The 20,688-nt window shown below is 73.1% G+C and carries 14 protein-coding genes and 2 tRNA genes; 13 read left to right on the top strand and 3 right to left on the bottom strand.

The features are described from left to right. Positions 1 to 9 precede the first annotated feature (9 nt). The 5 genes from ilvD (at position 10) to cimA (ending at position 7,326) form a co-directional block, all read left to right on the top strand. Entirely contained in the window at positions 10 to 1,851 is a 1,842-nt protein-coding gene (gene ilvD, locus EEW87_RS06620) for a dihydroxy-acid dehydratase (RefSeq protein ID WP_123093311.1), read from the top strand. A 416-nt stretch (positions 1,852 to 2,267) separates the two neighbouring features. Continuing rightward, positions 2,268 to 3,338 carry a 3-isopropylmalate dehydrogenase gene (locus EEW87_RS06615; RefSeq protein WP_123093310.1) on the top strand — a complete coding sequence of 357 codons (1,071 nt, stop codon included), beginning with the start codon at positions 2,268 to 2,270 and terminating at the stop codon, positions 3,336 to 3,338. A gap of 114 nt (positions 3,339 to 3,452) precedes the next feature. Then, positions 3,453 to 4,547, top strand: a complete 1,095-nt coding sequence (locus EEW87_RS06610) for a branched-chain amino acid aminotransferase (RefSeq protein WP_123093309.1) — start codon at positions 3,453 to 3,455, stop codon at positions 4,545 to 4,547. 25 nt (positions 4,548 to 4,572) lie between these two features. After that, positions 4,573 to 5,370, top strand: a complete 798-nt coding sequence (locus EEW87_RS06605) for an HAD family hydrolase (RefSeq protein ID WP_123093308.1) — start codon at positions 4,573 to 4,575, stop codon at positions 5,368 to 5,370. Between the two features lie 369 nt (positions 5,371 to 5,739). Beyond that, complete coding sequence (cimA, locus tag EEW87_RS06600) at positions 5,740 to 7,326, top strand: citramalate synthase (RefSeq protein WP_123093307.1); 1,587 nt, start codon at positions 5,740 to 5,742, stop codon at positions 7,324 to 7,326. A gap of 190 nt (positions 7,327 to 7,516) precedes the next feature. On the opposite strand, the gene EEW87_RS06595 is transcribed toward cimA, so the two are convergent. Further along, on the bottom strand, positions 7,517 to 10,978 hold the full coding sequence (locus EEW87_RS06595; protein WP_123093306.1) for a bifunctional proline dehydrogenase/L-glutamate gamma-semialdehyde dehydrogenase: 3,462 nt from the start codon (positions 10,976 to 10,978) through the stop codon (positions 7,517 to 7,519). 87 nt (positions 10,979 to 11,065) lie between these two features. Between EEW87_RS06595 and EEW87_RS06590 the strand changes: the two genes are divergently transcribed. Then, entirely contained in the window at positions 11,066 to 12,238 is a 1,173-nt protein-coding gene (locus EEW87_RS06590) for a PucR family transcriptional regulator (protein ID WP_123093305.1), read from the top strand. A 4-nt stretch (positions 12,239 to 12,242) separates the two neighbouring features. Here EEW87_RS06590 and EEW87_RS06585 read toward each other — a convergent pair whose 3' ends face one another. Continuing rightward, positions 12,243 to 13,106 (bottom strand): 3-methyladenine DNA glycosylase, encoded by an 864-nt coding sequence (locus EEW87_RS06585; protein WP_123093304.1) that lies wholly within the window; start codon positions 13,104 to 13,106, stop codon positions 12,243 to 12,245. A 123-nt stretch (positions 13,107 to 13,229) separates the two neighbouring features. Between EEW87_RS06585 and EEW87_RS06580 the strand changes: the two genes are divergently transcribed. From EEW87_RS06580 to EEW87_RS06555, 6 genes are all read left to right on the top strand, one after another. Next, positions 13,230 to 14,135, top strand: a complete 906-nt coding sequence (locus EEW87_RS06580; RefSeq protein WP_163562389.1) for an SGNH/GDSL hydrolase family protein — start codon at positions 13,230 to 13,232, stop codon at positions 14,133 to 14,135. 23 nt (positions 14,136 to 14,158) lie between these two features. After that, positions 14,159 to 14,935, top strand: a complete 777-nt coding sequence (locus tag EEW87_RS06575; RefSeq protein WP_123093302.1) for a fumarylacetoacetate hydrolase family protein — start codon at positions 14,159 to 14,161, stop codon at positions 14,933 to 14,935. An 80-nt stretch (positions 14,936 to 15,015) separates the two neighbouring features. Then, positions 15,016 to 16,269, top strand: a complete 1,254-nt coding sequence (locus tag EEW87_RS06570) for a WXG100 family type VII secretion target (protein ID WP_123093301.1) — start codon at positions 15,016 to 15,018, stop codon at positions 16,267 to 16,269. A gap of 28 nt (positions 16,270 to 16,297) precedes the next feature. Further along, the gene (gene gltX, locus EEW87_RS06565) at positions 16,298 to 17,839 is read left to right on the top strand and encodes a glutamate--tRNA ligase (RefSeq protein ID WP_123093300.1); all 1,542 of its coding nucleotides are present in this window, start codon (positions 16,298 to 16,300) and stop codon (positions 17,837 to 17,839) included. 93 nt (positions 17,840 to 17,932) lie between these two features. Continuing rightward, positions 17,933 to 18,004, top strand: a tRNA-Gln gene (locus tag EEW87_RS06560). Positions 18,005 to 18,114: 110 nt separating this feature from the next. After that, a tRNA-Glu gene (locus tag EEW87_RS06555) sits at positions 18,115 to 18,187 on the top strand. Between the two features lie 184 nt (positions 18,188 to 18,371). Here EEW87_RS06555 and EEW87_RS06550 read toward each other — a convergent pair. After that, on the bottom strand, positions 18,372 to 19,121 hold the full coding sequence (locus tag EEW87_RS06550) for an IclR family transcriptional regulator (RefSeq protein WP_068274529.1): 750 nt from the start codon (positions 19,119 to 19,121) through the stop codon (positions 18,372 to 18,374). A 130-nt stretch (positions 19,122 to 19,251) separates the two neighbouring features. Between EEW87_RS06550 and leuC the strand changes: the two genes are divergently transcribed. After that, positions 19,252 to 20,688, top strand: coding sequence for a 3-isopropylmalate dehydratase large subunit (gene leuC / locus EEW87_RS06545; protein WP_123093299.1), 1,437 nt, complete (start codon positions 19,252 to 19,254; stop codon positions 20,686 to 20,688).

Raw genomic sequence — 20,688 nt, 5'->3', positions numbered from 1 at the left:
TTTGAGGACATGCCCCAGCTGCGATCCCGCACCACGACCCACGGCCGCAACATGGCGGGAGCCCGCGCACTGTGGCGCGCGACCGGCATGGGCGAGGGCGACTTCGGCAAGCCGATCGTCGCGATCGCCAACTCCTTCACCCAGTTCGTGCCCGGGCACGTGCACCTCAAGGACATGGGCCAGCTCGTCGCCGGCGCCATCACCGAGGCCGGGGGAGTGGGCAAGGAGTTCAACACCATCGCCGTCGACGACGGCATCGCCATGGGTCACGCCGGCATGCTCTACAGCCTGCCCAGCCGTGAGGTGATCGCCGACTCCGTCGAGTACATGGTCAACGCGCACTGCGCCGACGCCCTCGTGTGCATCAGCAACTGCGACAAGATCACGCCCGGCATGCTCCTCGCCGCGCTGCGGCTCAACATCCCGACGGTCTTCGTCTCGGGCGGTCCGATGGAGGCCGGCAAGGCCGTCATCGGCGAGGACGGCGAGGTCGCGACGCGCCTGGACCTCATCGACGCGATGATCAAGTCGGTCGACGACACCGTCTCCGACGAGGAGATCACCCAGATCGAGCAGTCCGCCTGCCCGACGTGCGGGTCGTGCTCGGGGATGTTCACCGCGAACTCGATGAACTGCCTCACCGAGGCGCTCGGGCTCTCGCTGCCCGGCAACGGCTCGACGCTGGCGACCTCCGCGGCCCGCCGCGAGCTCTTCCTGGACGCCGGTCGCCTCGTCGTCGACCTGTGCCGTGACTACTACGACGGCGACGACGAGTCGGTCCTGCCGCGCTCGATCGCCGGCAAGCCCGCCTTCGCCAACGCGATGCGCCTCGACATCGCCATGGGCGGCTCGACGAACACGATCCTGCACCTGCTCGCCGCGGCCCAGGAGGCGGGAGTCGACTTCGACCAGCACGACATCGACGCGCTGTCGCGGGTCACGCCGTGCCTGGTCAAGGTCGCCCCGAACAGCACCGACTACTACATGGAGGACGTGCACCGCGCCGGTGGCGTGAGCGCGATCCTCGGCGAGCTGCACCGCGGTGGCATGCTCGAGACCGAGGTCCGCGCGGTCCACTCGCCCTCGCTGGCGCAGTGGCTCTCCGACTGGGACATCCGCAGCGGGGCCGCGACGGCGAAGGCGACCGAGCTCTTCCACGCCGCCCCCGGTGGTGTGCGCACGACCGAGGCCTTCAGCTCGACGAACCGGTGGACGAGCCTGGACACCGACGGCGAGGGCGGCTGCATCCGCTCCGTCGAGCACGCCTTCACCAGCGAAGGGGGCCTGGCGGTCCTCCACGGCAACCTCGCCCCCGACGGGTGCATCGTCAAGACCGCCGGCGTGCCCGAGCACCAGTGGAGCTTCTCCGGACCGGCGCGGGTCGCCGAGAGCCAGGAGGACGCGGTGTCGATGATCCTCTCCGGCGGCGTGCAGGCCGGCGACGTCGTCGTCGTGCGCTACGAGGGCCCGAAGGGGGGGCCGGGGATGCAGGAGATGCTCTACCCGACCTCGTACCTCAAGGGCGTGGGCCTGGGACCGAAGTGCGCGCTCATCACCGACGGTCGCTTCTCCGGGGGCTCCTCGGGCCTGTCCGTCGGCCACGTCTCGCCGGAGGCCGCTGCCGGCGGCGCCATCGGGCTGGTCCGCGACGGCGACGTCATCGAGTTCGACATCCCGAACCGCCGGGTCCAGCTGCTCGTCGACGACGAGGAGCTCGCCGCCCGGCGCGAGGAGCAGGACGCGAAGGGGTGGACCCCGGTCGACCGCGACCGCCCCGTCTCCCCGGCGCTGAAGATCTTCGCCAAGTTCGCCCAGTCCGCCGACAAGGGCGCCGCCCGCCTCGTCGACTGACCTCGTCCCGCCCCGATCGCGGGTCGAGGTGCGAGCAGCGAGCCTCGAGACCACTCACCGCTCCGGCGCAGCAGGGCCCGCGGAGCCTTGGTCCTCCCTCCGCCTCGGGCGCTGCGCGCCCTCGGCTGCGGTCCGGTCCGCTTGATGCTCCGCGAACCCTCCCGCGCCTGCGCTCCGTCCGTTCGCTGGTCGAGGTGCGAGCGCCAGCGAGCCTCGAGACCACTGCTCGGGACGTCGGCGGGCGCTCGTGCTGCAACCGGTGCCGGCGCCAACGTCTGGGCAACAGCTCCTTCTGGGCGGGTGGTCTCGAGGCTCAGGCCTGGGCGGCCTTCGCACCTCGACCATCACGGCTCCTGCTGGACCGCTATGTGGGACACGGTGTCCACATCACGGGACTGCGTCGTAGCCTCGGGGGCATGACGCAGACGCAGGTGGACACCCCTTCGCAGGCCTCCTCGGGCACCCTCGACCTCGCGGTCATCGGGGGCGACGGGATCGGTCCGGAGGTCGTGGCGGAGGCGCTCAAGGTGCTCTCGGCGACCGGCGTCGACGCGAGCACGACCGACTACGACCTCGGCGCGACCCGCTGGCATGCCACCGGCGAGACCCTCCCCGACTCGGTCGTCGAGGAGATCCGCGGGCACGACGCGATCCTGCTCGGGGCCATCGGCGACCCGAGCGTCCCCTCCGGCGTCCTCGAGCGCGGCGTGCTGCTGCCGCTGCGCTTCGCGCTCGACCACTACGTCAACCTGCGCCCGGCCAAGCTCTACCCCGGCGTGACGAGCCCCCTCGCCGACCACGTGACGAGCAAGGGCCTGGACTTCGTCGTCGTCCGCGAGGGCACCGAGGGCCCCTACGTCGGCAACGGCGGTGCGCTGCGCGTCGGCACGCCCCACGAGATCGCCACCGAGACGAGCGTCAACACGCGCTTCGGCGTCGAGCGGGTCGTGCGTGACGCCTTCGCCCGCGCGCAGGCGCGCCCGCGCCAGCACCTCACCCTCGTGCACAAGCACAACGTGCTCACCAACGCCGGTCACCTCTGGCGTCGCACGGTCGAGGAGGTCGGCGCCGAGTTCCCCGACGTCGAGACCGCCTACCAGCACGTCGACGCCGCGACGATCTTCCTCGCGACCGACCCGGCCCGCTTCGACGTCATCGTCACCGACAACCTCTTCGGCGACATCATCACCGACATCGCCGCGGCCGTCGCCGGCGGCATCGGCCTCGCCGCGAGCGGCAACATCAACCCCACCGGGGCCGCTCCGAGCATGTTCGAGCCGGTCCACGGGTCGGCGCCCGACATCGCCGGCCAGGGCATGGCCGACCCCACCGCCGCGATCCTCTCCGCTTCCCTCCTGCTCGCCCACGTCGGCCGCGCCGACGAGGCCGCGCGGGTCGAGGCGGCCGTCGCGGCCGACCTCGCCGAGCGTGGCGACCGAGTACGCAGCACGAGCGAGATCGGCGACGCCGTCGCCGCTCGTCTCTAGCCCGCGCCCCGTCACCCCCTTCGTCGACCGGGCTCCGCCCGACGTCGGTGCGGCGCCCTCACCCCCCGCCGCTAGTCTGCCCAGAGCAGACGCACACCCACGTCAGGAGCACCGATGACGCTGTCCTACACCCACGAGCAGCACCCGTCCCCCCGCAGCGACGCCGAGCGCGAGGCGATCCTCGCCGACCCCGGCTTCGGCAACCACTTCACCGACCACATGGTCACGGCGACGTGGACTCGTGACGGGGGCTGGCACGACGGTCGCGTCCACCCCTTCGGCCCCATCGCGATGAGCCCGGCCGCCGCGGTCCTGCACTACGCGCAGGAGGTCTTCGAGGGGATGAAGGCCTACCGCCACGAGGACGGGTCTGTGTGGACCTTCCGCCCCGAGGCCAACGCCGCGCGCATGGCGCGCTCGGCCCAGCGCCTGGCGCTGCCGACGCTGTCCGAGGAGGACTTCGTCGGCTCGCTGCGCGCCCTCGTCGAGACCGACGAGGCGTGGGTCCCCGCCTACGGCACCGGCGAGACGAGCCTGTACCTGCGCCCCTTCATGTACGCCTCCGAGGCCTTCCTCGGCGTGCGACCCGCCCACGAGGTCACCTACTCGGTCATCGCCTCCCCGGCCGGCGCGTACTTCACCGGTGGCCTCACGCCGGTCAAGCTCTGGGTCAGCGAGCACTACGCCCGCGCTGGCGAGGGCGGCACTGGCTCGGCGAAGTGCGGCGGCAACTACGCCTCCTCGCTCGCCGGTCAGCTCGAGGGCATCGACCACGGCTGCGACCAGGCGGTCTTCCTCGACTCCGCGACCCACACGTACATCGAAGAGCTCGGGGGGATGAACCTCTTCTTCGTCACCTCGGACGGGCGCCTGCGCACCCCGGCGCTCACGGGCTCGATCCTCGAGGGCATCACCCGCGACTCGATCCTCACCCTCGCCAAGGACCTCGACCTCCAGCCCGAGGAGGACCGGATCACCATCGAGGAGTGGAAGGACGGCGTCGCCTCCGGCGAGATCACCGAGATCTTCGCGTGCGGCACGGCCGCGGTCATCACGCCCGTCGGCGAGCTGCGGTGGGACGGCGGCTCGGCCGCCTCGACCGCGGGCGAAGGGGGCGGCGAGGTCACCCGGTCGATCCGCTCGCGGCTGCTCGACATCCAGTACGGCCGCGCCGAGGACACGCGCGGCTGGCTCACCCGGCTGGCCTGAGCCTCGCCCCGACCCCGCCGCTGACGTGACCCGCCGACCCCGCCTCGTCGCCACCGACCTCGACGGGACCCTGCTGCGCTCGGACGGGACGGTCTCCGACCGCTCCGTACGGGCGCTGCGGGCGGTGGCGGCGGCGGGCGTCGAGACGGTGCTCGTCACCGCCCGTCCGCCCCGGTGGCTCGACGAGCTCGCCCACGTCGTCGGCGTGCGGGGGATCGCGGTGTGCGGCAACGGCGCCTTCCGCTACGACGTCGCCGAGCAGCGGGTCTTCGCCGAGCGCACGATCGAGCCCGAGCTGCTCGCCGAGGTCGTCGCCGACCTGCGGCGCGAGCTGCCGGGCACGGGCTTCGCGGCGGAGCGGGCCGGCGGTCTGGCGGCCGAGCGGATGTTCGCCGCGATCCACGACCACCCCGAGGACCTCGTGTGCACCCACCGCATCGAGGAGCTCGGCGACGAGCGCGCGGGCAAGCTGCTCGCCCGCAACCCGCACCTCACCGACGACGAGTTCCTCGTCGCGGCCGGTGAGGTCGTCGCCGACCGGCTCGTCCTCAGCTACTCGGGAGCGGGCGGGCTCGCCGAGATGTCCGCCCCCGGGGTGACGAAGGCGAGCGCGCTGCGGGCCTGGTGCGCCGAGCTCGAGATCGACGCGCAGGACGTGTGGGCCTTCGGCGACATGCCCAACGACCTGCCGATGCTGCGCTTCGCCGGGCGGGCCTTCGCCGTGGCGAACGCGCACCCCGCGGTTACCGCGCTCGCCGACGAGAGCGTCGCGAGCAACGACGACGACGGCGTGGCCGCCACCCTCGAGCGGCTTCTGCGCTGAGCGCACGAGACCCCTTGGTCCGGCGACTCCGGTGCTGCCCCGTACGCACGGGGCAGCGTCCTAGCCTGCCGACGACGTGCCCACGATGCGGACCCCGGCGCGCGCCGTCGGCGTGGTGGTGCCATGGTGTGGGGGTGATGCCCGAGATGACGACGACCGCCACCGCGGTCCGACTTATTACCTAGGCGCGACGAGCCCCGCTCGTCGCGCAGACCTCCCGCACCCGGGGGGTCTTTTGCGTGTCTCGGGCGGAGCAGGGGAGTCCCCGAGACGGCGACCAGGACCAGGCCACACCCCCGGCCAGGACCCGGCGCGACGAGCGGGATCACCCCCTTCGCCCATCCCCGGGCGCCGACGGACCGAGGACCCATGAGCACCGACTTCCACGTCTACGACACGACGATGCGCGACGGCGCCCAGCAGGAGGGGATCAACCTCTCGGTCGCGGACAAGCTCGTCATCGCGCGGCACCTCGATGACCTCGGCGTCACCCATGTCGAAGGGGGATGGCCCGGGGCCAACCCGACCGACACCGAGTTCTTCGCCCGGGCCGCGACCGAGCTCGACCTGCGCACCGCGACGCTCGCCGCCTTCGGGTCGACCCGCAAGGCCGGGGGGTCCGCCGCGAGCGACCCGCAGGTGCAGGGCCTGCTCGACTCCGGCGCCCCCGTCATCACCCTCGTCGCGAAATCGCACGTCGGCCATGTCGAGCGGGCGCTGCGCACGACGCGCGAGGAGAACCTCGCGATGATCACCGACACGGTGAGCCACCTCGTCGCGCAGGGCCGCACGGTCATGGTCGACACCGAGCACTTCTTCGACGGGTACCTGCTCGACCGCGAGTACGCGCTCGCCTGCGTGCGCGCCGCGTCCGACGCCGGGGCCGAGGTCGTCGCGCTGTGCGACACGAACGGCGGGATGCTGCCGGGCCAGGTGCACGACGCCGTCGCCGACGTCATCGCCAGCACGGGGGCACGTCTGGGCATCCACTGCCACAACGACACCGGGTGCGCGGTCGCGAACACGATGGCGGCGGTCGAGGCCGGCGCGACGCACGTGCAGGGCACCGTCAACGGCTACGGCGAGCGCACCGGCAACGCCGACCTCGTCACCGTCGTCGCGAACCTCCAGCTCAAGCTCGGCATGGACCTCGTCGAGCCCTACCGGCTCCAGGACGCCACGCGCATCGCGCACGCCATCAGCGAGGTGACGAACCACCCGCCCTTCTCGCGGCAGCCCTACGTCGGGGCGGGAGCCTTCGCGCACAAGGCGGGGCTGCACGCGAGCGCGATCAAGGTCGACCCCGACCTCTACCAGCACATCGAGCCCAAGGCCGTCGGCAACGACATGAGGATGCTCGTCTCCGACATGGCCGGACGGGCGACCGTCGAGCTGAAGAGCCGGGAGATCGGCGTCGACCTCGACGGGGAGGACGAGACGCTCGCGCGCGTGCTGGCGCGGGTGAAGACGCTCGAGCAGCGCGGGTACACCTTCGACGCGGCGGACGCGAGCTTCGAGCTGCTGCTGCGCCGCGAGGTGGGGGCCGGGCCGACGCAGTACGCGCAGGTCGAGTCGTGGCGCGCGATCACCGACGTGCGCGGTGCCGACGTCGAGGCGCTGTCCGAGGCGACGGTCAAGGTGCACGCCGGGGGGCGGCGGATCGTCGCGACCGGCGAGGGCAACGGGCCCGTCAACGCGCTCGACGAGGCGCTGCGCCAGGCGCTCGTCGTCGTGTACCCCGAGATCGAGCAGCTCGAGCTCATCGACTACCGGGTGCGCATCCTCGACGCCGCTCACGGCACCGACGCGGTCACCCGTGTGCTCATCGAGACGAGCGACGGCACGACGTCCTGGACGACCATCGGCGTCGCCGCGAACATCGTCGAGGCGTCCTGGCAGGCGCTGCTCGACGGCATCACCTTCGGCCTCATGCGCGGGGGAGTCCCCGTCCGCTGAGGCAGGGGGTCGCGAGGGTCAGTGGTCTCGAGGCTCAGTGGTCTCGAGGCTCAGGCCCTGGCGGGCCCTCGCACCTCGACCAGCAAGGGGCCCTCGCACCTCGACCAGCGAAGAGCCCTGTCCGCTTGGGTGAGCGCGAATCGCCGCTACGCCGGGTGGGTAGCGGCGATTCGTGCTCACCGAGCGCCGGTCAGTGGCGCTCGACGTGACCGAAGCGGTGGCGGGTGCGGCTGATCGCCTGCTCGCGCACGAAGGTGAGCAGCTCGCGGCGGCCGTTGGCGAGGACCGGGCCGTCGATCACCGTGAGAGCGGTCGGCGCGAGCCCGGCGAGCGCTGCGGGCGTCGTGCCGACGACGCGCACCCGGCCGGCGGGACCGGCCTGCTGGACCGCCCCGGCGACGAAGTCCTCGTCGCTCGCCGTGACGACCTGCACGTGACCGAGCGAGCCCAGCAGACGCAGGTCTGGGTCCGCCGACACGAGGGCCGGCGTGCCGGTGAGGGTGGCGGCGGCGACGAGGCGCACGACCTCGGCGACCGACGCGTCGGCACCGGCGCGCACGACGACGCGCGGCACAGGGCGGTAGCGGAAGACGTTGCTCTCCACCGTGAGCCCGGTGCGGTCGTGCTCGACCCCGATCTCCTGCTCCCACGCGAGCGCGTCGCTGGCCAGGGCGGCGTCGAGCATCGCGCGACCGTCGGCGTCGACCCGATCGCCGAGGACGTGGACGAGGCCGTCCACCGTGCGCTGCACGGCGGGGGAGACCTTCGCCCCCTTCGTCGGCAGGCCCTCCGGCGCCCACGTGCCGAGCTGGGCGACGTAGCTGGGGCCGCCGGCCTTGGCGCCCGGTCCGACCGAGCTGGACTTCCAGCCGCCGAAGCTCTGGCGCTCGACGATCGCGCCGGTGATGTGCCGGTTGACGTAGGCGTTGCCGACCTCCACCCGCTCGGTCCACTCCTGGACCTCCTGGGCGTCGAGGCTGTGGATGCCGCCGGTCAGGCCGTAGGCCGTCGCGTTCTGCAGCTCCAGGGCCTCGTCGAGCGAGTCCGCCCGCATGAGGCCGAGCACGGGACCGAAGACCTCGGTGAGGTGGAAGAAGGAGCCCGGCGCGACGCCGTCCTTCAGGCCCGGCGACCACAGCCGACCGGACTCGTCGAGCTGCGTCGGCTCGACGAGCCAGGTCTCGCCCGGCTCGAGCGTGGTGAGCGCCCGCAGCAGCTTGCCCTGGGGCGCCTCGATGACCGGGCCCATGCGCGTCGACAGGTCGACGGGGTAGCCGACCTTGATCGAGCGGACCGCGTCGACGAGCTGGCGGCGGAAGCGCTCCGAGCTCGCGACCGACCCGACGAGGATGCCGAGCGAGGCAGCTGAGCACTTCTGCCCGGCGTGGCCGAAGGCCGAGGAGACGAGGTCGGCGACCGCGAGGTCGAGGTCGGCCGACGGGGTGACGACGAGCGCGTTCTTGCCCGAGGTCTCGCCGTAGACGCGTGCGCCGCCCTCGCGGCCCGAGCGCCAGCCCGCGAAGAGCTCGGCGGTCTCGGACGCGCCCGTGAGCACGACGGTGTGGACGTCGCGGTGGGCGATGAGGTGCTGCCCGACCTCGTCCTCGTCGGTGCGCACGACCTGCAGCACGTCGGCGGGCACACCGGCGGCGTGGAGCGCCTCGGCGGCGACCTCGACGCACCCGGGCGTCTGCGGCGCCGGCTTGATGACGACGGCCGACCCGGCGGCGAGCGCCGCGAGCACGCCGCCGATGGGGATGGCGACGGGGAAGTTCCACGGCGGGGTGACGAGCGTGACGGGCGACGGGGTGAACCGCGCCCCGTCCGTCATCGGCCCGTCCTCGAGCTCGAGGGCCCGGTCGGCGTAGTACGCGGCGAAGTCCGCGGCCTCGGAGATCTCCGGGTCGCCCTCGGCGGCGGTCTTGCCCGCCTCGGCGGCCATGACCGCGAGCAGCTGCTCGCGGCGGCCGTCGAGCTCACGGGCGGCCTGGCGCAGCACCGCGGCCCGCTCGGCGGCGGGACGCCCCGCCCAGCCGGCGTGCGCCCCCTTCGCCCGCTCGACGACCTCGTCGACGGCCTCGACGGAGGCGAGGTGCGGCGAGGTGAGGGTCGGGGCGCCCGCGGCGACGGCGCGCGCCGCCCACTCGCGGTTCACCGGCAGGGCCGGGTCGGAGTCGGGGGTGCCGTGGAAGGTCTCGCCGATCTCCGCGCGGCGCGCCACCCGGCGCGGGCCGACGGAGGTCGCCGGGATGTCGGTGATGCTGCGGCGGTAGCGCATCTCCTGGTCGGGCATCGCGGCCGGGTCGCCCTCGGCGAAGAAGGCGTGGAGGAAGTTCTCCGGCGAGGCGTTCTCCTCGAGGCGGCGCACGAGGTAGGAGACCGCGGCGTCGAAGTCACGGGGGTCGACGACGGGGGTGTAGAGGATGACCGTGCCCACGGTGTCGCGCACCGCACGGGCCTGGCTCGGCGACATGCCCTGGAGCATCTCGACGTCGAGGGCCGCGCTCACGCCCCGGCGCTCGGCGAGCAGGTGGGCGCTCGCGACGTCGTAGAGGTTGTGGCTCGCGACGCCGATGCGCACGCCCGCCTCGACGGCGTCCTCGCGCAGGGCGCGCTCGACGCAGCGCAGGTAGTTGGCGTCGACCTCGGGCTTGCTGCCGTAGGGCGCCTGCTCCCAGTCGTGCAGCTGGGCCTCGACCTGCTCCATGGCGAGGTTCGCGCCCTTGACGAGCCGGATCTTGATCCCGGCGCCGCCGGCTGCGCGACGCCGACGGGCGAAGTCGATCAGCCGCTCCATCGCGGGGAGGGCGTCGGGCAGGTAGGCCTGCAGGACGATGCCCGCCTCGAGGTCGGCGAACTCGGGCTCGGAGAGCATCTGCTCGAAGACCTCGAGGGTGAGGTCGAGGTCGCGGTACTCCTCCATGTCGAGGTTGACGAACTTGCGCGGGCTCGACTGCGCGGCGACGCGGTAGAGCGGGCGCAGCCGCTCGAGGCAGCGCGCGACGGTGCCCTCGGTGTCCCACGTGACGATCTGGCTCACGAGCGAGGAGACCTTGATCGAGACGTAGTCGACGTCGGCGCGCTCGAGCAGCTGGCGGGTGCGCTCGGTGCGGGTCGCCGCCTCGTCCTCGCCGAGGACGGCCTCGCCGAGGAGGTTGATGTTGAGCCGGAAGCCCTCCTCGCGGGCGGCCGCGAGGTGCTTGCCGAGCGCGGGGTCGCGCGAGTCGACGAGGAGGTGGCCGACCATCTGGCGCATGCGGGCCCGGGCGACGGGCACGACGACACCGGGGGCGACGCGGGCCGCGAGGGCGCCGGCGCGCAGCAGGGTCTTGTCGACGGTGCCGAGGAAGGCGGCGTCGGAGGCGGAGAGGGAGGCGAGCTCCTTCGCGGCGACCGCGCGGTCCTCGGGGCGCACGACCTTGTCGACGAAGCGCACGGCGAGGTCGAGGCCGGCCTGGTCGGAGAGGAGGGAGGCCAGCTGACCGGTGGTCGCGGCCTCCTTCTTCGTCTGCCCCGCCTCGGTGGCGGCGGCCCAGCGGTCGGCGAGGGCGACGGCGTCGTCGGCCAGGGCGAGCAGCTCGGCGACGGCGCGGTCCGAGCCGTGCTCGGAGCCGGCGTCGGTGGCGGTCCGGGTCGTGGGAGGAGTCGTCATGCTCTCGACGGTAGGCCTGTCCAGGACGGCGTGCCATCATCACGTGTCTGACGATGCGTCCATCTCGTCAGACATCTGTCTGACGAGATGACCGAGCCGAGAGCGAAGGGGGACCCGCCCGTGGCCGACGTGCAGGACGTCGTCGACGAGGTCTCCGGCCTGCTCGAGGCGCCGGTCACGCTGGAGGACAGGCGCTTCCGCCTGCTCGCCTTCGCCGCTCAGCCCGACGCGGCCGACCCGGTGCGCACCGAGACGATCCTCGGGCGGGGCGCGAGCGCGCAGACCCGCGAGTGGTTCGAGGGCTTCGGCATCGCCCACGCCCGCGGGCCGGTGCGCATCCCCGCCAACCCCGAGCGCGGGACGCACCCCCGGCTCTGCCTGCCCGCCTGGGGGCGTGGGGTCGTGCAGGGCTACCTGTGGGCCATCGAGCCCGACGGGGTCCAGATCAACGCCGAGCGGGTGCACGAGGCCGAGGTGCTCGCCGAGGAGGCCGGCGAGATCATCGCCCGGCTCGTCGTCACCCGTCGCGAGACCGGGCGTCTCGTCCACGAGCTGCTCGACGCGACCCGCTCCACCGAGGACGCCGCGGCCCGCGCCCTCGCGCACGACCTCGGCGTCGACCCGGCGACGCGGGCCGTCGTCGCGCTCGTCGCGCGCCGCGGGGGAGCGGTCGTGCCCGAGCACCTCCAGGGCTGGGGCGGTCTGCCCCGACGGGTCGGGGTCGCCGACCGGGACAGCCGCAGCGTGCTCGTCGTCCCCGTGCCGCAGGAGCGGGCCCGCGCCGAGGCGCAGGCCGTCGTCGAGCAGGCGGTCCGCGCGGTCTCGCGCCACCTGCCCGCCGACGAGCTCGTCGTCGGCGTGGGCGACCCGGCGCCGCTCGCCGAGGCCACTCGGTCGTGGGAGCAGGCCCGTGCCGCGGTGGCGGCCGTCGGCCAGGGCTCGACCGGTCCGGTCAGCGCGTGGTGGTCCGACCTCGGCGTGCGCCGCCTGCTCGGCGGGCCGGCCGCGGCGGAGGTCGTCTCGGCCGCCCTCACCCCCGGCGTGCGCGCCCTGCTCGACGCCGGCGACCCCGACCTCGTGCGCACGGCGCGCACCTACCTCGACGCCGCCGGGTCGGTCGCGGTGACGGCGCGCACCCTCGGGCTGCACCGGCAGAGCGTCTACGCCCGGCTCTCACGGGTCGAGCGCGTCACCGGGCTCTCCCTCGCCGACGGCCGCGACCGCCTCGAGCTGCACCTCGGGCTCACCCTCGCCGGTTGAGGCGTCAGGCCGGCAGCGCCTCGAGCAGCCGTCGTCGCAGGGCGTCCGAGCGCACGGCGAAGTCGCGCTGGCGCCGCGCGTACTCCGCCCGCCCCGCGGGCGTCTCGACAGCCACGGCGTCGAGGCCGTACGCGCTGACGTCGTAGGGGCTGGCCTGCATGTCGAGCACACGGATCTCGCGGGCGAGGAGGAAGGCGTCGAGCGTCAGCGCGGAGGGCACGAGCGGAGCGAGCGTGAAGCACCACTTGTAGAGGTCCATCCCGGCGTGGAGGCATCCGGGCTGCTCCATCGCGACCTGCGCCTCGCGGGTCGGGCGCAGCGCGTTGAGGGGCCGTGCCGGCTCGGTGAAGAAGCGGTACGCGTCGAAATGGCTGCACCGCACCGTGGAGCGCTCGACGACCTCGTCGGTCGCCGCCTGGCCCAGACGCAGCGGCAGCTGCTCGTGCCGCTGCTCGCCGGGCGCGAGCCGGTAGACCATCGCCCACTCGTGCATCCCGAAGCAGCCGAGGTGCGCGGGTCGTCCGAGGGTCGCCGTGAGCAGGGCGCGCACGCGCTCGACGGACGCGCCCCGGCGCTCGAGCACCTCGTCGAGGTCCACCTCGGCGGCCCCGTCCTGCACGACGTAGCCCGTGCGCCCCTCGTACTCCGGTGCGTCCCCGAGCACGACCCCGTGGCCCGGGTGCCAGCGGCGCAGGTGACCCACGCGATGGCGGTAGTAGTCGAAGAGGAAGTCCTCGACGGGGTGCTTCTCGCCGCGCGCCCGGCGCTCGCGGTGCCCCGCCGTGAGGGCGTCGACGGCCTCCTCGTGGGCCCGGGCCAGCGGGAGCCACTGCTCCCGCGGCACGAGGGTCGAAGGGGGAGCCGTCACCCCTCCAGGGTAGTTCCGTCGGAACGGCCTGCGGACCGCCCTGCCGCGGCTTAGGGTGAGGCACCGCCACCGCCGCCGACCTGCGAGGACGCGGCCGCCACCCCCTGTCAGATGGAGGACGCCATGCCGCGTCGTGCTCACCCCTTCGCCCGCTCCCGGACCGCCGCCGCGCTCGTCGCGGCGGCCGCAGCCCTCGGTCTCGGAGCCGGGGCCGTCCAGGCGCTGCCGACCCACTCCGAGCGCGTGACCGGCGCGGCCGCCCCGGCGGCCCCGATCAACCCGCCCGGCCCCTACGGCTACTACATGAGCCTCGGCGACTCCCTCTCGATGGGCTACCAGCCGCAGACGAAGGACCAGCCGCGCGCCGGGTACAACGGCGCCGTCCTCAAGGCGGTCCGCGCGACGAACCGCAACACCGACATCCGCACCTTCGGCTGCAGCGGCGAGACGAGCACGACCTTCCTCAAGGGCGGGCGCTGCGACTACGGCGAGGGCAGCCAGATGGCGCGCGCCGAGGCCTTCATGAAGGGCCGCACGAACGTCCGCACCATCACCCTCAGCCTCGGGGGCAACGACGTCGTCCCCTGCGCCCGCTCGGGCTCGGTCGACGCCGAGTGCATCCAGAAGGCGACGACGACGCTGACGACCAACCTCGCCGAGATCGTGCGCCGGCTGCGCGCCGCCGCCCCGAACGCCCAGATCGTCGTGCTCGACAACTACGACGTCTTCCTCGGCGAGTGGGTCAAGGGTGCCGCCGGCCAGGAGACCGCCAAGCAGTCGCTGATCTTCTCGCACCTGCTCACCGGTGTCGTCTCCTTCGCCGCCTTCGAGGGCCGCGCCGACGTCGCGAAGGTCTCGACGTACTTCCACACGGACAGCTGGCGTCCGCGCAAGAGCGCGTCCTTCGGCACCCTCCCGCGCAACGTCTCGCTCATCTGCGACTGGACGTACTACTGCAGCCAGGGCGACATCCACCCCACGGACGAGGGCTACGCACGGATGGCCACGGCCGTCGTCGCCGAGCTGTGAGGGCCTCGAACTAGGGTGACCCCGTGCGCATCGCGAGGTACACCACAGGAGATGACCCGGTCTACGGCCTGGTCGACGGCGACGGGACGAAGATCGCCGAGGTCAGCGGCGACCCGCTCTACCAGCGGATCGAGCTGACCGGACGGACGACGACGGTCGAGGAGGTGCGGCTGCTCGCGCCCGTGATCCCGCGCAGCAAGATCATCGGGATCGGGCGCAACTACGCCGACCACGCCGCGGAGATGGGCAACGAGGTCCCGGCCGAGCCGATGATGTTCCTCGTGCCGAACACCGCGGTCGTCGGCCCGGGCGACCCCGTCGTCATCCCGCCGATCACGAAAGAGGTCTCCTTCGAGGGAGAGCTCGCCGTGATCATCGGGCGGATGTGCAAGGACATCGAGCCCGAGGAGGTGAAGAAGGTGATCTTCGGCTACACGATCGCCAACGACGTCACCGCGCGCGACCTCCAGCGCGGTGACGGGCAGTGGGCCCGGGCCAAGGGCCTGGACACCTTCTGCCCGCTCGGGCCGTGGATCGAGACCGACCTCGACCCGCAGTCCGTCGACATCGTCACCACGCTCGACGGCGAGGTGGCCCAGGACGGGCACAGCTCGGACATGGTGCACGGCGTCGCCGAGCTCGTCTCCTACGCGAGCAAGGCCTTCACCCTCCTGCCCGGCGACGTCATCCTCACCGGCACCCCCGCGGGTGTCGGCCGGGTGGTCGCCGGGCAGCGGGTCGAGGTCGAGATCGCCCAGATCGGGACCCTGTCCAACCCCTTCGTCGCCGCCGAGGACTGACACGACAGGGGAGTCCTCCCCATCGCGCCCGCCCTCACCCCCTGGTTACGGTGCACGCGACCCCGGGGTGAGGAGCGGCGATGACGCTGACGCACGGCGCCGACGCCGCCGTCCTGCGCGAGATCAGCGCGCGGCTGACGGCGACGGCACGGCAGACGACGCAGGTCGGTGACAGCGGTCGCGCCCAGCTCGTCACCCTCCAGGGGGCCTGGGAGGGAGACGACCTCGAGCGCTTCGCGCACCGGTGGGCGCGTGCCCGAGGAGATCTCGAGCGGTGCTCGCAGATGCTCGACGCGCTGGCGGCAGAGCTGCAGCGCCAGGCCCAGGAGCAGCAGGACGCGAGCGGGCAGGTCGGCGGGGGAGCCAGCGGGTCTGCGGGCGGCTCCGTCGCTCCCTTCGGCGGTGGACGACTGCCCCAGGGACCCACGCCCCAGTCGCCACCCGGTAGGTCCACCTTCGACGACGACGTGCGCGGCACCGAGGGCCAGCCCGTCGACCGGGACCTGTGGGGCCTGGCTTTCTACGCCCAGGGCACGAGGCACCCGCTGCACGGCGTGCCCGTCATCGGCTACCAGCAGCCGGCGCTGCCCGAGGGGTACACCGAGGTCAGCGCCGCCGAGCTCACCGAGCTCGGGCTCGACCCCGCGCGCTTCGGCCCGGACTCGACCCCGCAGGCCTACGTCTTCCGCACCGAGGACGGCGGCTACGTCGTCGCCTTCCAGGGCAGCGTCGAGGGCGAGGACTGGGTGACCAACGGCCGGCAGGCCCTCGGCGCCGGCGACCCGCAGTACACGGCCGCGATGCAGCTCGGGCTCGACGTGCAGGCGGCGACCGGGGGAGAGGTCACCTTCACCGGGCACAGCCTCGGCGGCGGGCTCGCCGCCGCCGCCGGGCTCGCCACCGGCCAGCCCGCGGTGACCTTCGACGCCGCAGGGATCCACCCGACCACCGCCGCCGAGGCCGCCGCGATGCGCGCCGACGGCTCGACCGGCGCGAGCGTGCTCGCCGAGGCCGGTGCCGGTCAGATGCGGGCGTACAGCGTCTCCACCGACGGGCTCACCGGGCTGCAGCAGGCGACCGGTCTGCCCGACGCCCCGGGCACCCAGATCGTCCTCGACACCCCGCCGAGCCCGGAGCGCGACGTCGTCGTCGGCACGAGCGCCGGCCTCGGCGGTCTCGTCGGCGGTCTCGTCGGGCTCGGCGACGGCGACCTCACCGACTGGCAGGAGGACGTCGGCGAGGGCGCGGCGGTCGGCGCCGGGCTCGGCGAGGGGGTGTGGGGCCACACGTGGGACCCGATGACCGACGCCCTCGCGGAGCGCTACCCCGACTGATCGGCGGACTCCCTAGACTCGGGGGATCATGACCGAGCAGACCCCCTCCGCGCCCAGCCGTCCCCGCCTCCGCGTCGCCCCGTCGCCCACCGGCGACCCGCACGTCGGCACGGCCTACATGGCCCTCTTCAACCTCGCCTTCGTCCGCCAGCAGGAGGGCTCCTTCGTCCTGCGGGTCGAGGACACCGACCGAGCGCGCTTCGACGCGACGAGCGAGGCCCAGCTCTACGACACCCTGAGCTGGCTGGGCCTGACGTGGGACGAGGGCCCGGACGTCGGCGGCCCGTACGCGCCCTACCGCCAGAGCGAGCGCCTCGACACCTACCGCCCGTACGTCGAGCGGCTCATCGCGGACGGCCACGCCTACCACTGCTGGTGCTCCACGGAGCGCCTGTCGGCGATGCGCGAGCGCCAGCAGAAGCTCAAGCAGCCGACCGGCTACGACCGCATGTGCGTGGGCAAGACGCGCGAGGAGCGCGCCGAGCTCGAGGGCTTCACCGAGACGCCTGTCGTGCGCATGCTCGTGCCCGAGGACGCGCCGACGACCTTCGAGGACGTCATCCGCGGCACCGTGTCGGCGCCGCGCCCCGACGACCAGGTCATCCTCAAGGCCGACGGCTTCCCGACCTACCACCTCGCCGTCGTCGTCGACGACCACGAGATGGGCATCACCCACGTCGTGCGCGGCGAGGAGTGGATCTCCTCGACCCCCAAGCACGTGCTGCTCTACCGGTGGCTCGGCCTCACCCCGCCGAAGTTCGCCCACATGCCGCTGCTGCGCAACGAGAACAAGAGCAAGATCTCCAAGCGCAAGAACCCGTGGGCGCGTCTCACGTGGTTCCGCGAGCAGGGCTACCTGCCGGAGGCGGTCGTCAACTTCCTCGGCCTGCTGGCCTACCCGCCGGCGAAGGGGGAGGACGGCACCGACGTCGAGAAGTTCACCTTCGCCGACTTCAGCCGCGACTTCGCGTGGAGCAAGGTCAACACGGTCGGGCCGATCTTCGACCTCAAGAAGCTCGACTGGCTCAACGGCCAGTACATCCGTGACCTCGACGTCGACGACCTCGCCGGACGGCTGCTGCCCTACCTGCAGACCGCGGGCGTCCTCGGCGAGAACCCCTCGCTCGGCGAGCTGGCGCGCCTGCGCAGCATCACCGAGCTCATCTCGACGCGGATGGCGCTGCTGTCCGAGGCGCCCGCGCTCGTCGCGCCCTTCTACGTCGCCGACGACGAGCTCGAGATCGCCCAGGACGCCCGGGACGGGCTCAAGGACGACGCGCCCGCGGTGCTCGACGCGGCGATCACCGCGCTCGAGGGCCTGCACGTGCCGGACGGGGTGCTCTCGGCCGAGGCGCGCGAGGGCAACCAGTGGCACGCCGAGCAGATCGAGGCGGCGCTGCGCGCGGCGATCGTCGAGGGGATGGGGCGCAAGCCGCGTCTGGCCTTCGGCCCGCTGCGCACCGCCGTGTCGGGTCAGCGGATCAGCCCGCCGCTCTTCGAGTCGATGGAGATCCTCGGCCAGCACTCGACCCTGGCGCGTCTGCGTCGGCTGCGGGCTGAGCTCGGCTGAGCGCGATTTGGGACGAGCGGCCATCTTGGCTAGCATCATCCCTCGGTGCGCTGCTCGCGCGTGACTCGTCACGAAGGAGCGGTGGTACCCCCTTGGGGTATGGTGTAATTGGCAACACAGCTGATTCTGGTTCAGTCGTTCTAGGTTCGAGTCCTGGTACCCCAGCGCTGGTCGTCCCGCCTTCTGGCGAGACAGACGGATTCGGAGAATCCGAGCCCTTACGGGTAAGGTCTCCTTCGTTGTCCGAGCGGCTCACGCAGTCGCAGAGCAGCAATGGCCCCGTTGTGTAGTGGCCTAGCACGCCGCCCTCTCAAGGCGGTAGCGCGGGTTCGAATCCCGTCGGGGCTACATCGGTCGAAGACCCCCGCTCGTCAGAGCGGGGGTCTTCGTCGTCTCGGGGGCGGTGGGCGCTCCCCGCGGCACCCCCCCTTCGCGCCCCTCGCCCCACCCCTTCGCCCAGATATGGCGATCCGCCGCCAGATCGGGGGGATCTGCGGCGGATCGCCATACCTCGCGAAGGGGGAGGGGCGGGCTACTCGGTGTCGCGGTCGGCCACCTCGGCGGCCTTCGCGTGGCGCTCGAGGACCTCGGTGAGCTTGTTGGCGCCGGCGATGACCGTCGCGGCGTGCAGCCGACCGGGCTGGCGCGACAGGCGCTCGATGGGCCCGGAGATCGACACGGCGGCGATGACGCGGCCGGAGGGGGAGCGCACGGGGGCGGAGACCGACGCGACGCCCGCCTCCCGCTCGCCGACGCTCTGCGCCCACCCGCGACGACGCACCTGCGAGAGCATCGTCGCGCTGAAGGCGGCGCCGTGGAGGCCGCGGTGCAGCCGGTCCGGCTCCTCCCACGCGAGGAGCACCTGCGCGGCGGAGCCGGCGAGCATGCTCAGGGTCGCGCCGACCGGGATCGAGTCGCGCAGACCGACCGGTCGCTCCGCGGCCGAGACGCAAACGCGGTGCTCGCCCTGGCGGCGGAAGAGCTGGGCCGACTCGTTCGTGTGGTCGCGCAGGGCGCCGAGCACCGGGGCGGCCGCGACGAGGAGCTTGTCCTCGCCCGCCGAGGCGGCGAGCTCGCCCAGGCGCGGGCCGAGGATGAAGCGCCCCTGCATGTCACGCCCGACGAGCCGGTGGTGCTCGAGCGCGACCGCGAGGCGGTGCGCGGTCGGGCGCGCCAGACCGGTCGCCGTGACGAGCTGGGCGAGTGTCGAAGGGCCGGCCTCGAGGGCGCTCAGCACGACGGCGGCCTTGTCGAGTACGCCGACGCCACTTCCGTTGTCCATGTGCTGATACTGGCATCTCACCTCATGAGACGCAACCTCTGGCCCCCCGGAGCCGTGCGAACCTCGACAGGACGGACACGGCCGCCGGCGTCGTCGGCGACCGTCACGACACGCAGAGCAGGAGCAAGCGATGGGCAAGACCCTGGCCGAGAAGGTGTGGGACGCACACGTCGTGCGACGTGCCGAGGGCGAGCCGGACCTGCTCTACATCGACCTCCACCTGCTCCACGAGGTGACGAGCCCGCAGGCCTTCGAGGGGCTGCGTCTGGCCGGTCGCGGCGTGCGCCGCCCCGATCTCACCCTCGCCACCGAGGACCACAACGTGCCGACGACCCCGGGGCCGATCACCGACCCGGTGAGCCGCACCCAGGTCGAGACCCTGCGCAGCAACTGCGAGCAGTTCGGCGTCCGTCTCTTCCCCATGGGTGACGCGGAGCAGGGCATCGTCCACGTCGTCGGCCCGCAGCTGGGTCTCACCCAGCCCGGCATGACGGTCGTCTGCGGCGACAGCCACACCTCGACGCACGGGGCCTTCGGCGCGATCGCGCTCGGCATCGGCACGAGCGAAGTCGAGCACGTCCTCGCCACGCAGACCCTCTCGCTCAAGCCCTTCCGCACCATGGCGATCGAGGTCGTCGGCGAGCCGGCCCCCGGCGTCACCGCGAAGGACATCATCCTCGCCGTCATCGCCAAGATCGGCACCGGCGGCGGCCAGGGCTACGTCCTCGAGTACCGCGGCCCGGCCATCGAGGCCATGTCGATGGAGTCGCGGATGACCGTGTGCAACATGTCGATCGAGGCCGGTGCCCGCGCCGGGCTCATCGCGCCCGACGAGACGACCTTCGAGTACCTGCGCGAGCGCGAGCACGCGCCGAAGGGCCAGGACTGGGACGACGCCGTCGCCGCCTGGCGCGAGCTGCGCACCGACGACGACGCGACCTTCGACGCCGTCGTCGAGATCGACGCGGCGAGCCTGACCCCCTTCGTCACCTGGGGCACCAACCCCGGCCAGGGCGCGCCCCTCGGCGACGCCGTGCCCGACCCCGAGTCCTTCGGCGACGAGTCCGACCGGGTCGCCGCCGCCCGCGCCCTCGAGTACATGGGCCTGACCGCCGGCACGCCGCTGCGCGACATCGCCGTCGACACCGTCTTCGTCGGCTCGTGCACCAACGGCCGCATCGAGGACCTGCGTGCTGCCGCCGAGGTCGTGCGCGGACGCAGCGTCGCCGACGGCGTGCGGATGCTCGTCGTGCCCGGCTCGGCGCGCGTGCGCCTCCAGGCCGAGGCCGAGGGCCTCGACGAGGTCTTCACGGCGGCCGGCGCCGAGTGGCGCCTGCCCGGCTGCTCGATGTGCCTGGGCATGAACCCCGACATCCTCGCCCCCGGCGAACGCAGCGCGTCGACGTCGAACCGCAACTTCGAGGGCCGTCAGGGCAAGGGCGGGCGCACCCACCTCGTGAGCCCGCTCGTCGCGGCCGCCACCGCCGTGCGCGGCACGCTGGCCAGCCCGGCCGACCTCGACCCCACCCCCGTCGGCGCCGACGGCGCCAGCAGCGCGAGGAGCTGA

Source organism: Janibacter melonis (assembly GCF_003721155.3).
GTDB lineage: Bacteria > Actinomycetota > Actinomycetes > Actinomycetales > Dermatophilaceae > Marihabitans > Marihabitans melonis.
This window is presented reverse-complemented; position numbering and strand designations above follow the sequence as displayed.